Annotated in this window: 12 protein-coding genes; 1 reads left to right on the top strand and 11 read right to left on the bottom strand. The window is 75.1% G+C overall.

The window, feature by feature from the left end; all coding sequences use genetic code 11:
- The 11 genes from CLV92_RS11090 to pdhA form a co-directional block, all read right to left on the bottom strand.
- Nucleotides 1–1,650, bottom strand: coding sequence for a thiamine pyrophosphate-binding protein (locus CLV92_RS11090; RefSeq protein WP_104432896.1), 1,650 nt, complete (start codon nucleotides 1,648–1,650; stop codon nucleotides 1–3).
- A 214-nt stretch (nucleotides 1,651–1,864) separates the two neighbouring features.
- Nucleotides 1,865–2,953, bottom strand: coding sequence for a 3,4-dihydroxyphenylacetate 2,3-dioxygenase (gene hpaD / locus CLV92_RS11085; RefSeq protein WP_245886710.1), 1,089 nt, complete (start codon nucleotides 2,951–2,953; stop codon nucleotides 1,865–1,867).
- Between the two features lie 40 nt (nucleotides 2,954–2,993).
- The gene (gene hpaE, locus CLV92_RS11080) at nucleotides 2,994–4,538 is read right to left on the bottom strand and encodes a 5-carboxymethyl-2-hydroxymuconate semialdehyde dehydrogenase (protein WP_104432895.1); all 1,545 of its coding nucleotides are present in this window, start codon (nucleotides 4,536–4,538) and stop codon (nucleotides 2,994–2,996) included.
- Between the two features lie 5 nt (nucleotides 4,539–4,543).
- On the bottom strand, nucleotides 4,544–5,488 hold the full coding sequence (gene dapA / locus CLV92_RS11075) for a 4-hydroxy-tetrahydrodipicolinate synthase (protein WP_104432894.1): 945 nt from the start codon (nucleotides 5,486–5,488) through the stop codon (nucleotides 4,544–4,546).
- Between the two features lie 89 nt (nucleotides 5,489–5,577).
- Nucleotides 5,578–6,246 carry a GntR family transcriptional regulator gene (locus CLV92_RS11070; protein WP_104432893.1) on the bottom strand — a complete coding sequence of 223 codons (669 nt, stop codon included), beginning with the start codon at nucleotides 6,244–6,246 and terminating at the stop codon, nucleotides 5,578–5,580.
- Nucleotides 6,230–7,699: a fumarylacetoacetate hydrolase family protein gene (locus CLV92_RS11065; protein ID WP_425433574.1), complete on the bottom strand. Its 1,470-nt coding sequence runs from the start codon at nucleotides 7,697–7,699 to the stop codon at nucleotides 6,230–6,232. Before CLV92_RS11065 ends, CLV92_RS11070 begins: the two co-directional genes overlap by 17 nt.
- Nucleotides 7,700–7,901: 202 nt before the next feature.
- The gene (locus CLV92_RS11060; protein WP_104432892.1) at nucleotides 7,902–8,504 is read right to left on the bottom strand and encodes a DUF2238 domain-containing protein; all 603 of its coding nucleotides are present in this window, start codon (nucleotides 8,502–8,504) and stop codon (nucleotides 7,902–7,904) included.
- Between the two features lie 58 nt (nucleotides 8,505–8,562).
- Nucleotides 8,563–9,444 carry an alpha/beta fold hydrolase gene (locus CLV92_RS11055; RefSeq protein WP_158257205.1) on the bottom strand — a complete coding sequence of 294 codons (882 nt, stop codon included), beginning with the start codon at nucleotides 9,442–9,444 and terminating at the stop codon, nucleotides 8,563–8,565.
- A 324-nt stretch (nucleotides 9,445–9,768) separates the two neighbouring features.
- Nucleotides 9,769–11,172, bottom strand: coding sequence for a dihydrolipoamide acetyltransferase family protein (locus CLV92_RS11050; protein WP_104432890.1), 1,404 nt, complete (start codon nucleotides 11,170–11,172; stop codon nucleotides 9,769–9,771).
- Entirely contained in the window at nucleotides 11,165–12,166 is a 1,002-nt protein-coding gene (locus CLV92_RS11045; RefSeq protein ID WP_104433041.1) for a transketolase C-terminal domain-containing protein, read from the bottom strand. The genes CLV92_RS11050 and CLV92_RS11045 overlap by 8 nt, the downstream gene beginning before the upstream one ends.
- 89 nt (nucleotides 12,167–12,255) lie before the next feature.
- Entirely contained in the window at nucleotides 12,256–13,368 is a 1,113-nt protein-coding gene (pdhA, locus tag CLV92_RS11040) for a pyruvate dehydrogenase (acetyl-transferring) E1 component subunit alpha (protein WP_104433040.1), read from the bottom strand.
- Nucleotides 13,369–13,491: 123 nt separating this feature from the next.
- On the opposite strand from pdhA, the gene CLV92_RS11035 reads away from it, so the two are divergent.
- On the top strand, nucleotides 13,492–13,995 hold the full coding sequence (locus CLV92_RS11035) for an Lrp/AsnC family transcriptional regulator (RefSeq protein ID WP_211291051.1): 504 nt from the start codon (nucleotides 13,492–13,494) through the stop codon (nucleotides 13,993–13,995).
- The last annotated feature ends 18 nt before the right edge of the window (nucleotides 13,996–14,013 follow it).

Raw genomic sequence — 14,013 nt, 5'->3', positions numbered from 1 at the left:
CTACCTCGCGGCTGCGTGCACCGCGACGATCTCCTCCTGGTGGGGTGCGACGACCGTCGCGCTGACCCGGCAGTCGAGGAGGAACACGCCCTCGCGCCCGGCGGCGACCCAGTCCGCCAGCGCGTCGAGGTCCTCCAGCGTGCGCGCCACCGCGGCCTCGGCGCCCACGGCGCGGGCGAGGGCGGCGAAGTCCACCTCCGGGATGAGCATGGGGGCGATCGCCAGCCCCTGGCGCCCGTACAGGCTCACCTCCGCGTTGTACGCGGCGTCGTTCCACACCACGACCACTCCCCGCCGAGTCTCCCGCACGACGCTCTCCAGGTCCGCCAGGGCCATCAGGCAGCCGCCGTCGCCCGTGGACAGCACGATCGTGGAGTCCGGGCGGGCCTTCGCCGCGCCCACGGCGCTGGCCAGCCCGAGCCCGATCGTCTGGTAGGCGGTGCCCACCATCTGCATCCGGTGCGGGCCCGCCACCGGCCAGTAGGCGTTGGCCCAGCCGATGAAGTGCCCGCCGTCGGAGACCACGACCCTGTCCTGCGGGAGGATCTCCGCCAGCCGGGTGGCGACGCTGCGCGGGTCCAGCCGCCCGTCGGGCGCCACCCTGACCCCGGGGTCGCGGCGGTGCAGGCCGCGCCGGGTCAGCTCCGCCGCCGCCGCCCGCCAGGCGGGGTCGGCGTTGCGGCGCGCCGGCAGGGCGGCGCAGAGAGCGTGCACCGCCTGCGCCGCGTCACCGCGCACGAAGTGCGACACCGCCGGGTGTGTCGGGGCCTCCGACTCGTCGACCTGGACGACCTTGGTCCCGGGACCGAAGAGCCGGCCGAAGCGCGACGTGAACTGGTTGAGGCCCGCGCCGACCACGAGGACGACATCGGCCTCCCCCACCAGCGCCATCGCCTCCTCGTGGCCGAAGCCCCCGGTGACCCCCACGTCGTAGCGCGCGTCGGGGAAGAGGCTGCGGGCGATCGCCGTGGTGCCCGTCACCGCCCCGACGGCGTCGGCGAGCCCGCCGAGCGCGGCACCTGCTCCGGACAGCACGGCGCCGCGCCCGGCGAGGAGGAACGGGCGCCGCGCGGCGGCCAGGTCCGCGGCCGCGGCGGCGACCGCCGTCGCGTCCGGGCGGGGGCGCGGGGGCGGTTCCAGCGCCAGCGGTGTCGCGGGAACCCCGGCCTCGCGGGCGGCGAGGTCGTACGGGATCGCGACGACGACGGGGACGCGCGCGGACAGGGCGTGGTGCAGGGCCGCCGTCGTGACGGTGGCGGCGTCGTCGGGGCCGACGACGAAGGTGCGCACGCCGACCGCGGCGGCGATCGCCGCCTGGTCGACGTCCCAGGGCCGCGGCCCCGGGGTGGGCCGGTCACCGGTGACGAGCACGAGGGGGACCCGCGCCTGTGCCGCCTCCGCGAGCGCGGTGATCGTGTTGGTGAATCCCGCGCCGTACGTGGTCGTGGCCACGGCGAGGCGGTCGCAGGCGCGGAAGTAGGCGTCGGCGGCGGCGACGGCGGCCGCCTCGTGCCGCACCGCCGTGAACCGCACCCGGCCCCCGGTGTGGAGGGAGTCGAGGAAGTGGGCGTTGCCGTGGCCCATGACGCCGAACGCGTCGGTGGCGTGGGGGGTCAGGGCGTGCGCGACGTGCGCGGATACCGAGGACATGCGAACTCCGCAGGATGGTGTGAGCGGCTTCCGTATGTGTCTCGCGCACCATCGCTTCGTGCCCCTTTTTCGGGCACCGGGAACATCGTCCGGACCCGACCATCGTAGGACAGGGGGCGCCTCGCGGGTACCCCGCGAGGCGGGGGTTCCTCCTCGCGGGGTACCCGCGCACCGGCTGCGCCACCGGACGATCAGCGACCGGTGGCGCAGCGGCTCACACCTGGTGCCCGACCTTGAACCCCTGCTCGACCTCGTCGCGGCGGGTGTACGAGAACCCGTCCGCGCCGATCGTCACCTCGGCCTCGCGCGCGTCGCGGCGCTCGACCACCGGGCGCGGGTCGCCGTCGAGGTCCAGCACCGTGGAGGCGTTCGCGTACCAGGAGGGGACGACGGGGTTGCCCCACCAGTCGCGGCGCTGGTTGTCGTGCACGTCCCAGGTGATGACCGGGTTGTCTGGGTCACCGGTGTAGTAGTCGTGCGTGTAGATCTCGATGCGGTGCCCGTCGGGGTCGAGCAGGTACAGGTAGAACGCGTTCGACACCCCGTGCCGGCCGGGGCCCCGCTCGATGTGGTCGGAGCGGCGCACCGCCCCCAGGTGGTCGCACAGGTGCAGGATCTGGCTCCGCTCGTGGGTGGCGAAGGCGATGTGGTGCATCCGCGGGCCGTCGCCGCCGGTCAGCGCCACGTCGTGGACCGTGGGCTTGCGGTACATCCACGCGGCGTAGACCGTGCCCTCGGAGTCCGCGATGTCCTCCGACACCTTGAACCCGAGGCCCTCGTAGTAGCGGCGGGCGGCCGGCACGTCGGGGGTGACGACGTTGAAGTGGTCCAGCCGCGAGATGGCACCGGCGCCGTGCAGGTCGTAGCGCTGGGTGAAGCGCTCGACGTGCTCGGCGTCGTGGAAGAACTCCACCGGGAAGCCGAGGGGGTCCTCGACCTGCACCGCCTCCCCGATGCCCTTCGTGGTGCCGGCCGGCACCCGGCGCACCGGCACCTCCAGGGCCCGGTAGTACTCCTCCGCCAGGTCCAGGTCGCGCGGGGTGCGCACGCGGTACGCCAGCTTCGCGCAGGCGGCCACGGGTCCCCGCCGGATGACGAGGCTGTGGTGCAGGTACTCCTCGAAGGCCCGCAGGTAGAGCGCGTCCTCGGTCTCGGCGGTGACGACGAGGCCGAGGAGCTCGGTGTAGAACCAGCGCGACCTCTGCAGGTCGGTGACGACCAGTTCGGCGTAGGCGCAGCGGATGACGTCGGGCGGGGTGGGCAGCTGGGCGGCCGCGGGCGGGATGGAGGCGTTGTCGGCCACGGGGTTCTCCTCGTCGAGAGCGGTGCGGGGACGTCGCGGGTCAGACGTCGGTCTCGGCGGCGGCACGGGCGCCGAAGCGGGCGGTGTGCACGTCGCCGAGGGTGATGTGCACGGCCTGCTGCTCGGTGTAGAAGTCGATGGACCGGTAGCCGCCCTCGTGGCCGAGGCCGGACGCCTTCACCCCGCCGAACGGGCTGCGCAGGTCGCGCACGTTGTGGGAGTTCAGCCAGACCATGCCCGCCTCGATGGAGTGCGCGACGCGGTGCCCACGCTGCAGGTCCGAGGTCCACACGTAGCCGGCCAGGCCGTACTTCACGTCGTTGGCCAGCCGGATCGCCTCGGCCTCGTCCTCGAACGGGGTGATGGCCACGACGGGGCCGAAGATCTCCTCCTGGAAGATCCGGGCGGTGGCGGGCACGTCGGCGAAGACGGTGGGGGCGAGGTAGTTGCCGACGGGAAGGTGCTCGGGGCGGGAGCCGCCGGCGACGAGGCGCCCCTCGGTCTTGCCGATCTCGACGTAGCCCATCACCCGCTCGTAGTGCTCGGGGTGCACCAGCGCCCCGACCTCGGTCCGCGGGTCGTGCGGGTCGCCGACGACGATGTTGCGCGCCCGGGCGGCGTAGCGCTCGACGAACTCGTCGTAGATCTCGCGCTGGACGAGGATGCGGGAGCCCGCGGTGCAGCGCTCGCCGTTGAGGGAGAACACCCCGAAGAGGGTGGAGTCCAGCGCCGCCTCGAGGTCGGCGTCGGCGAAGACGACCGCCGGGGACTTGCCGCCCAGCTCCATCGACATGCCCTTGAGGGAGCCCGCGCAGTTGCGGAAGATGAGCTGCCCGGTGGTGGTCTCCCCCGTGAAGGAGATCAGGCGGGTGCCGGGGTGCTTGACCAGCGCGTCGCCGGCCTCCTCGCCGATGCCGTTGACGAGGTTGAAGACGCCCTTCGGCAGGCCCGCCTCCGTGAAGATGTCCGCCCACAGGCTCGCCGACAGGGGCGTGAACTCCGCGGGCTTGAGCACCACCGCGCACCCGGAGGCCAGCGCCGGCGCCAGCTTCCACGACTCCAGCATGAACGGGGTGTTCCACGGCGTGATGAGACCGGCGACGCCGACCGGCTTGCGGTTGACGTAGTTGATCTGCTTGCCGGGCACCTTGTAGGCGTCGTCGGTCTGGGCGACGACCAGGTCGGCGAAGAAGCGGAAGTTCTCCGCGGCGCGCTGGGCCTGCCCGAGCGCCTGGGTGATGGGCAGGCCGGTGTCGAAGGTCTCCAGCTCCGCCAGGCGGGCGTCGGAGGCCTCGACCAGGTCGGCGATCCGGTTCAGGACGCGCGCGCGGCCCCGCGGGGCCGTCGTGGGCCACGGGCCGTCCTCGAAGGCGCGCCCGGCGGCGCGCACCGCGGCGTCGACGTCGGCGGCCTGCCCGGCGGCGGCGGTGGCGTAGGTCTCGTTGGAGACGGGGTCGAGCACGTCGAACGTCTCGCCGCCGATCGAGTCGCGCAGCTCACCGTCGATGAAGTGCTGCAGGTGCGTCGGCAGGCCCTCGGGCACGTGCCGGCCGGCGGTGCGGGCGGTGGTGTCGGTCGCGGTCATGCTGGTCACCTCGAGGCGGGGGCGGGGACGTCGGCGGGGGTGAGGTACTGCTCGGCGGCGGCCGCGAGGGCGGCCACCTTGCGCCGGCCCGCCTCGGTGAGCGGGATGAGCGGGGAGCGCACGTGGTCGGAGGCGATGAGACCGCGTTGCTGCAGCAGCCACTTCGCCGGAGCGGGGTTCGTCTCGACGAAGAGCAGGTCCACCAGCGGGTGCACCCCGTAGTGGATCTCCCGGGCGCGGGCGGCGTTCCCGGCGGTCGCCGCGTCGTACATCTCCGCCACCGCGGCCGGGGCGATGTTGGCCAGGGCGGAGATGAACCCCACCCCGCCCAGGGACAGCACCGGCAGGCACAGCAGTTCGATGCCGGACCACACGAGCAGGTCCGGTCCGCAGGCGGCCAGGACCCGGGAGAAGTGCTCGAAGTCCTTCGTCGTCTCCTTGATGCCGACGAAGTTGTCGTGGGCGCGGAAGAGCCGCGCGACCGTCTCGGGGGCGATCTCCACCGCGGTGCGCGAGGGCACGTTGTAGGCGACGATCGGCAGGTCGGGGAACTCCCGGGCCACCGTGGAGTACCAGACGTAGAGCGCCTCCTGGGTGGGGCGCGCGTAGTACGGGGTGATGACCAGGGCCGCGTCGGCGCCGGCGTCGCGGGCGGCGGCGGTCAGCTCCAGGGTTTCGTCCAACTTCGCGGAGCCGGTCCCCGGCACCAGCGGCACGCGGTCGCCGACCTCCTCGGCGACGACGCGGATGGCCGCGGCGCGCTCGGCGACGCTCTGCGAGGACGGCTCGCCGGTGGAGCCGCCGATGGAGACGCCGTCGGAGCCGTTGGCCAGCTGCCAGCGCACGAGGCGGCGCAGGGAGTCGTGGTCGACGTCGCCTGCGTCGGTGAACGGGGTGATGACCGGGGCGAGGGATCCCCTGATCTGCGCGGGGTCGGAGCGGAACTTCACGGGGGTCCTCCTGTCGGTGCGCCGGCGCACCGTGCGGATCGGTCGGCGGGCGGGTCGGGCGGTGCGGGGTCGGGGCGGGGTGCGCGGTGTCAGGCGTGCTCGTGGTCGAGCACGGCGCGCAGGGTGGCGGAGCGGTGGGCCCTGGCGGCGCGCTCGACGTCCTCGGGCGCGGCGCCGGAGGCGATGAGGTCCAGCAGCGCGTCGTGCTCGGCGACGGACCGCGCCGTGCGCTGCGGGACCAGGGAGAAGACGCTGGCGCGCAGCAGGGCGAGCCGGCCCCAGCCGCGGTCGACCAGTTCGAGGAGGTGGGGGTTGGGGCAGGGGGAGGCGAGCAGGCGGTGGAAGCGCTGGTTGAGCGCGGTGAAGCGCTGGGGGTCCAGGTCGTCCAGCTCGGCGCGCATGAGCTCGTTGAGCCGGCGGGCCTCGGCGAGCACCGCGGCGTCGAGGAAGGGCAGCGCCTGCGCCACCGCGGCGCCCTCGACGACGGCGAGGGTCTCCATGGTCCAGCGGTACTCCACCGGGTCCAGGCCGCGGACGGTGGCGCCGACGTTGCGCTCGACCTGCACGAGGCCCTCGGCCTCCAGCCGGCGCACGGCCTCGCGCACGGGCACGGAGCTGATGCCCAGCTCCTTCCCCAGCAGGCCCAGGACGAGGCGGTAGCCGGGGGTGTACTCCCCCGAGACGATGCGGGAGCGGATCAGCCCATGGGCCAGGTCGACCTTGGAGACGGCCGCACCCGCCTCAGGCGCCGGGCTCACGCGCTCCCCCGGCCTCGGCGTCGTAGCGCTCCCGCCACGCCCCGCTCAGCGGGTACAGCCCGTCGACGGCCTCGCCCTCCGCGACCCGGGCGGCGATCCAGCGCTCCTCGGCCTCCTGGCGCTCGGCGTCCGCGAGGACGTCCTCCACCAGTGCGGGCGGGATGACGAGGGCGCCGTCGTCGTCGGCCACGACCACGTCGCCGACCTGCACCGTGGCCCCGCCGCAGGCGATCGTCACGTCCGTCTCCCACGGCACGTGGCGCCGGCCCAGCACCGCGGGGTGGACGCCGGCGGCGAGCACGGGCAGCCCGGTGGCGGCGACGGCGGCCGAGTCGCGGACCGCGCCGTCGGTGATGACCCCGGCGGCACCGCGCACCTTGGCGCGCAGGGCGAGGATGTCACCGAGGGTCCCGGCGGTCGGGTCGCGGCGGGCGTCCATGACGAGGACCTCGCCGGGACCGACGGCGTCGACCGCCTGCTTCTGCGGGGTGAACCCCGCGCCCCTGTCCTGGAACAGGTCCGGGCGGAAGGGCACGTACCGCAGCGTGCGGGCGGTGCCGACCAGGCGCGTCCCGGGCGTCAGTGGCCGCACGCCGTCGATGCTGACGTCGTGGTAACCGCGCTTGCGCAGCTGGACGGACAGCGTGGCGACGGCCACGTTCCCCAGCCGCGCGCGCAGCTCCTCGTCGAGCCCCCGGGCGGGGTCCGGCTCGGGCGTTCCCCAGGCGTCGGCCCGCACGGCGTCGTCGACGCGCGGGGGCGTGCCGACGTCCACCGGGGCGGGCCCGTCGACCACTCGGGTGCGCAGGCGCCCGGTGGTGGCCGCGCCCGCCAGGTCGGAGACCTCGACCTCGACGACCTGCCCGGGCTCGGCCACCGAGGCGCCGGCCGGGGTGCCGGTGAGGATGACGTCACCCTCCTCCAGGGTCAGCAGCCGGGCGAGGTCCGCGACGAGGTGCCCGAAGCCGAACAGCAGCGCCCCGGTCGTGTCGTCCTGGACGAGCTCCCCGTCGAGCCAGGTGCGCACCCGCAGCGCGGCGGGGTCGAGGTCGGCGGCCGGCAGCAGCACCGGACCGAGCGGCGTCATGCCGTCGCCGCCCTTGGAGCGCACGTTCGAGCCCTTGTCGGCGGCCCGGAAGTCGTAGAGCCCCAGGTCGTTCGCGGCGGTCACCCAGCCGACGTGGTCCCAGCCCTGCGCCGCCCCGATCCGGTCCGCGGGCCGCGCTGCGCGGCCGATGACCAGCGCGATCTCCCCCTCGAAGCCGAGCAGTTCCACGCCGGCGGGGCGCACCACGTCCCCGCCGCCGGTCAGCGACGAGGACGGCTTGAGGAAGTAGGAGGCGGCTGCGGGGGTGCGCCCGCGCTGCGCCGCGCGGGAGGGGTAGTTCAGGTGCACGGCGACGACCTTGCCCGGGCGGCGGCCGGTCGCGGTCGTCACCGCGTCCGCCAGCACCTCCGGGGCCCGGCCGGTCGTGGGGGGCACTGCCGCGTCGGTGCTCACTCGATCTCCTGGGACGCCGTCGACTCCGGATCGTATACGTTGTCGAATACGGTAGGTGGCGCGGCGCGTCCGGCGCAAGAGCCGCCGGGACCCGGGACGGCACGACGCGCAGGGGCCCCGCCGTCGGGTGGCAGCGGGGCCCCTGCGCGGACGGTCAGACTCGGCTGAGCGTGCGTTCCCGCGCGTGGTTCCGGCTCCACCGCAGCACGAGCGCACCGGCGACCAGCGATCCGAGCATGCCGGCGAAGAGGTCCACGACCGTGTCCGTGTAGCCGACGATCATCCCCTGCGGCGCGATCTGCTCGACGATCCACTCGTAGAACTCCCACACCACCGCGACCGTGACCCCCACACCGGTCACCCACGCCACCGGGGCCCACCCGCGCAGCCCTTCGGGGAACTCGCGGCCGTCGGGGAGCAGTCGCATCTGCACCAGCACGAAGTACGCCACCGCCGCGACGCTGCCCGGGGTCAGGAAGTGCACGAGCGCGTCGAACTGCGGCAGTTCCCGGTACCAGTGCTGCGCCGACGCCCACATCGCCAGCAGGATGAAGACGGAGAACGCCGCCCCGAAGGGCGCCGGCACCTCGGCGCCGCGCGCCGCGCCGATCGCGGCCGTCACCAGGACGAACCGGACCGTCTCCTCCCAGCGGCCCGCCAGGGCCATGACCACGGCACTGGCGAGGGCCCCCAGCAGGGCCAGGTCCAGGATCCAGCGCCCGGCCCGCCGTGCACCACTGCCCTGCGTCGAATCCATCCTCACGCCCTCCGTTCGCTTCGTCGGCCCACCTCTGGAACCGATCCTCGGGATCCCCTCATGCGGTGGCCCGGCCCGGCTGCACGCGGGCCACCCACCGTTCGACGTGCGATTCGACGACGTGCGGGTCGGTCAGGGGCAGCATGTGCCCCTCCCCCCGCAGCGTCACGAACTCCGCGTCCGGGAGGTCGGCCAGCAGTTCCCGCACCTCACGGCGGGGCACCTCCGGATCGCGACTGCCGTGCAGCACGAGCGCGGGCACCGCGAGATCGGGCGCCATCCGCCGACCGTCGTGGCTCACGCTCGCCAGCGTCGTCCCGGCGAGGGCCTGGGGCCGGGTGCGGAGGAAGTCGTCGCGCACCTCGGCCACGAGGTCGCGCGGGGCGTGGGAGGTGAAGGCGCACCGTCGCACGATGCGGTCGGAGACGCTCTCCACCGGTCGCAGGTGACGCCCGGCCCTCGCCACGAGCAGGAGCGCCTTCAGCCACGCGGTCCGCACCGCCGCCTCGACGCGGTCAGGCAGCCGCCGGGCTGGCAGGCCGGGCACGGTGACCCCGGAGGCGCCGGAGCCGGCGAACACGACGCCCGCCATCCCGCGGGTGCCGCAGTGGTGGGCCCGGGCGACGATGACGCCACCGCCGAGGCTGTTGCCCACGAGCACGGCGTCCCGCCCCTCCGGCACGACCTCGCGCAGCACCGCGTCGAGGTCGAGCGCGTGCGCCCGCATCGAGTAGTCGCCACCGCTCGCAGGCGCGCTGCGTCCGTGCCCGCGCAGGTCGTAGGCGACGACCCGGTGCCCGCCCGAGAGCGGTCCGGCGACGCGGCGCCAGGAGTCCGCCGACAGGCCGAGGCCGTGGACCAGCACCACGACGGGAGCGGCCTCCGGGCCCCGCGACTGCACGGCCAGCCGCGTCCCGTCGAAGGAGGTGATCTGGGACATGCGCACTGGGGCCCTCTCGTCGTCGGCACGGTCACGCACCCGGCGCCGGGCCCGCGAACCCTGCGCGAGGGAACGCCGAACACCGGGTCCGGTGCAGCCGACGCTACCGGGGCGGCCCCCGCGCGCCACCGGACGCGAACCACCTGTACCACCTCGGTCCGCTGCCACGAAGAAGTTGCCCCGCAACGACTTCGGCCGCCGCGCCAGCCGCGGCCGGACCGCCGGCGCCGCCATGACAGTTCCGTGACAGTACGGCGGGCGGCCGGGCGCGCAGCGGCCCCGCCCGGCGGTGCCGGACCGGGCCGCGTCCTCGCGGACGGGGTCCTACGCCTCCCCGAGCGCCACGACGGGGTTCTCCACGCAGTCGGCGACGTAGCGCAGGAACCCGCCGGCGACGCCCCCGTCGCAGACGCGGTGGTCGAACGCCAGGCACAGCTGACCGACCCGGCGCACCGCCAGCTGCCCGTCGACGACCCACGGCCTGTCGATGATGCGCCCGACGCCCAGGATGGCGACCTCGGGGTGGTTGATGATGGCCGCGGAGCCGTCGACCCCGAACGAGCCGTAGTTGTTGAGGGTGAAGGTGCCCCCGGTCAGCTCGGCGGGGCCCAGTGTCCCGGCGCGGGCGGCGGCCGTCCGCTCCGCCAGCGCCGCGGAGAGCCGCCGGGCCGGCAACCGCTCGGCGCCGTGCACGACGGGGACCACGAGCCCTCGTTCCGTCTGCGCGGCGAACCCGAGGTTCACGTGCCCGGGCAGGACGATCTCGTCCCCCTCCACGCGCGAGTTCAGCTCCGGGTAGCGCTGCAGGCCGAGGACGCAGAACCGCGCCAGCAGCGCCAGCAGGCTGACGGGGTCCTCCGGGTCGCGGGCCGTCAGCGCCGCCCGCGCCGCCAGCAGCGCCGTCGCGTCGACGTCGACCCAGACGGTGGCCTCGGGGATCTCCCGGCGGGAACGGCTGGTGGCCTCCGCCACCCGCTTGCGCAGGCCGCGCAGGGGGATGCGCTGCTCCCCCGCCCGCGCCGCCGGGGCCGGCGCCTGCTCCGCCGGGGCCGGCGTGCCCCCGGGCCGGGCGGGCTGCGGCTGCGGGGACGTGGCGACCTCCGAGAGCGCGAGCTCGACGTCGCGCCGGCGCACGAGCCCGGCGGGCCCGCTGCCGTGGACGCGGTTGAGGTCCAGACCCGCGTCCCGGGCCAGCTTGCGCACCAGCGGCGAGATGACGGGAACGCTGCGGCCGCGCTCGGCGGCGCGCTCGGGCGCGCGGTCGAGGGCCGGCGTGCGGCCCGGCGCGGTGGGCGGCGCCGCCACCGGTGGCCGGCGCCGGGCACCGCGGCGGGCGCGCCGCGGTGCGGTGCTGGTGCCGTAGCCGATGAGCACGCTGCCGCTGGAGTCGGCCTCGGCCTCCGCCCCGTCCCCGGGCGCCGCCGCGGCGGGAGCGGTGGCGGGCGACGGCACGGCCACGCCCGGCTCGCGCAGGCCGGGAGCCGCGGTCGCGGCCTCGGCGCCGACGCTGATGAGCGGCGCCCCGACGGCGAGCACCTGGCCGGGCTGCGCGTGCAGGGCGGAGACGACGCCCGCGTAGGGAATCGGCACCTCCACGGCGGCCTTGGCGGTCTCCACCTCGACGACGGGCTGGTCGACCGCCACCTCGTCGCCCACGGCGACGAGCCAGCGCAGCACCTCCGCGTCCTCCAGTCCCTCGCCGAGGTCGGGCAGCAGGAAGTCAGGCACGACCCTCCCCCGTCCCCTCGAACCGCTCGGGCTCGTCGTCCCACTGCAGCCGGTCGATCGCGTCGAGGATGCGGTCGACGGTGGGCAGGTGGTGCTGCTCCAGCTTCGGCGGCGGGTACGGCACGTCGAGGCCGGTGACGCGCAGGATCGGCGCCTCGAGGTGGTGGAAGCAGCGCTCCGTGAGGCGGGCGGCGACCTCCGCGCCGTAGCCGGCGAAACCCTGCGCCTCGTGCACGACGAGCGCCCGCCCGGTGCGGCGCACCGATTCCGCGACGGTCGCGTCGTCGAAGGGGGCGAGGCTGCGCAGGTCGACGACCTCCACGTCCCAGCCCTCCCCGGCGGCCGCCTCCGCCGCCTCCAGGGCGGTGCCGACGGTTCCGCCGTAGGTGACGACGGTGACGTCGGTGCCACTGCGGCGCACCACCGCACGGTCGATCGCCGGGCCGTCGGCCGTCAGCGGCGCGGTCTCCTTCGCCCAGTAGCGCCGCTTCGGCTCCAGGAACACGACCGGGTCGGGGCACTCGATGGACTGGCGCAGCAGGCGGTAGGCGTCGGCGGGCGTGGCGGGAGTGACGACCCGCAGCCCCGGCGTGTGCGCGTAGTACGCCTCGGAGGAGTCGCAGTGGTGCTCCACCCCGCCGATGCCGCCGCCGTAGGGGACGCGCACGACCACCGGCAGGGCGACGCGGCCGCGGGTGCGGTTGCGCATCTTCGCCAGGTGGCTGGTGATCTGCTCGAACGCCGGGTACGCGAAGGCGTCGAACTGCATCTCCACCACGGGGACGAGCCCGTTCATCGCCATCCCGATGGCGGTGCCGATGATCGCCGACTCCGCCAGCGGCGTGTCGAAGACGCGCTCGGCCCCGAAGCGCGCGGCCAGGCCGTCGGTCACGCGGAAGACACCGCCCAGGGTGCCGACGTCCTCGCCGAAGACGACCACGCGCGGGTCGGCCGCCAGGGCGTCCGCGAGCGCGGTGTTGAGCGCCCCGGCCATCGTCACCGGCCGGGGCGCCGCGGCGGTGCCCGCCGGACCCGGTTCGGTGCCGGGCCGGGTGCCCGCGGTGCGGGGTTCCAGGGTCGCGGTCACGACTGCTCCTCCTCCGCCAGTTCGTCCAGCAGTCGCGCCCGCTGCTCCAGCAGGTTCTCCGTCGGCTCGGCGTAGACGTGCTCGAAGAGCGCCGCCGGGTCCACCTCGACCTCGGCGGAGAGTCCCTCGCGGGCCTCGGCGGCCACCTGCTCGGCCTCCTCCTGCACCGCCCGGGCACGTTCGTCGTCCAGCAGCCCGGTTGCGCGCAGGTGCTTCTCCAGCCGGGCCAGCGGGTCGCGCGTCAGCCACGCCTGCACCTCGGCGTCGTCGCGGTAGCGGGTGGGGTCGTCGGCGCTGGTGTGCGCGTCGACGCGGTAGGTCAGCGCCTCGATGAACGTCGGCCCACCGCCTGCGGTGGCGCGCTCGACCGCACAGCGCACGGCAGCGAAGACCGCGGCGGCGTCGTTGCCGTCCACGAGGAGGGAGGGCACGCCGTATCCGACGCCCTTGCAGGCCAGGGCCGGCGCGGCCGTCTGCTTCGACAGCGGCACGCTGATGGCGTAGCCGTTGTTCTGCACCAGGAAGACGACGGGCGCGTTCCAGACCCCGGCGAAGTTCAGCGCCTCGTGGGTGTCGCCCTCGCTGGTGGCGCCGTCGCCGAGCAGCACGAGGGCGACGGTGTCCTCGCCCTTGAGGCGTGCGGCGTGTGCGAGGCCGACCGCGTGCAGCGCGTTGGTGGCGAGCGGCGTGCACTGCGGCGCCACCCGGTGCTCGTAGGGGTCGTAGCCGCAGTGCCACTCTCCCCGCATCATCGACAGGACCTCGACCCCGCCCACGCCGCGGGTCAGGACGGCCACGGAGTCCCGGTAGGTGGGGAAGAGCCAGTCCTGCTCCCGCAGCGCCAGCGCGACGCCGATCTGACACGCCTCCTGGCCGCGCGAGGAGGGGTAGACGGCGAGGCGGCCCTGGCGCGCGAGCGCGGTGGCCTGCGTGTCGAAGCGGCGGCCGACGACCATGCGCCGGTGCAGCTCCAGCAGCGCCTCCGGCGGCGGCGGGTTCAGGACGCCCCCGGCGTCGGTGGGCTGTCCGTCGGCGTCGATGAGGCCGAGGGGGAAGCCGCCGGGAGGCAGCAGTTCGGCGATCCGGTCCGACACGGCGGTAGCGGGCATGGCCACGGCGGCATCCCTCCATTGGGCTGTTGGCGCAGATTGTCCGCCCGCTCCGGGCCATGCGTCCATCAGGGCCGGTGCGATCGAGACGAACGGCCCCACCAAGCGCTACGGTCCGGTGCCGTGGATCCAGAGGAGCCGGCGGAGCCGGGTAGCGGTGGACGAACGGCTCCGCTCGACGCGGTGGACCGGCGCATCGTGGCGGCCCTGCGGGCGGACGGGCGCCTGTCGATGCGCGCCCTCGCCGCGGCCGTGCACGTCTCCCGCGCCAACGCCTACAGCCGGGTCGAGCGCCTGCAGCGGGAGGGCGTCATCACCGGCTTCAGCGCGCTCGTCGACCCGCAGCGCTACGGGCACGGCCTGTCCGCCTACGTCTACCTGACGATCGCGCAGCAGTCGTGGAAGGCGGTGCGCCGCCAGGTCCTCGACATCCCCGAGGTCGACCACGCCGCCCTGGTCTCCGGGGAGCACGACATCGTCCTGCTGGTCCGCACCCGCGACGCCGCCGCCCTGCGGGACCTGGTCCTGAGCCGGTTGCAGGACATCCCGGAGATCCGCTCCACCCAGACGGTGCTCATCCTCGACGAGACCGGCCCGCACGCCGCCGGGGGCGGGCCGCCGCGCTGATGCGGCGCGCTCCGGCGC

The organism is Kineococcus xinjiangensis, from assembly GCF_002934625.1.
Taxonomy (GTDB): Bacteria; Actinomycetota; Actinomycetes; order Actinomycetales; family Kineococcaceae; genus Kineococcus_A; species Kineococcus_A xinjiangensis.
This window is presented reverse-complemented; position numbering and strand designations above follow the sequence as displayed.

Excerpts from the sequence above, each read along its gene's own strand:
- CLV92_RS11090 (WP_104432896.1), bottom strand. The coding sequence starts at position 1,650 with ATGTCCTCGGTATCCGCGCACGTCGCGCACGCCCTGACCCCCCACGCC.
- hpaE (WP_104432895.1), bottom strand. The coding sequence starts at position 4,538 with ATGACCGCGACCGACACCACCGCCCGCACCGCCGGCCGGCACGTGCCC.
- CLV92_RS11060 (WP_104432892.1), bottom strand. The coding sequence starts at position 8,504 with ATGGATTCGACGCAGGGCAGTGGTGCACGGCGGGCCGGGCGCTGGATC.
- CLV92_RS11055 (WP_158257205.1), bottom strand. The coding sequence starts at position 9,444 with ATGTCCCAGATCACCTCCTTCGACGGGACGCGGCTGGCCGTGCAGTCG.
- CLV92_RS11045 (WP_104433041.1), bottom strand. The coding sequence starts at position 12,166 with ATGGCCGGGGCGCTCAACACCGCGCTCGCGGACGCCCTGGCGGCCGAC.
- pdhA (WP_104433040.1), bottom strand. The coding sequence starts at position 13,368 with ATGCCCGCTACCGCCGTGTCGGACCGGATCGCCGAACTGCTGCCTCCC.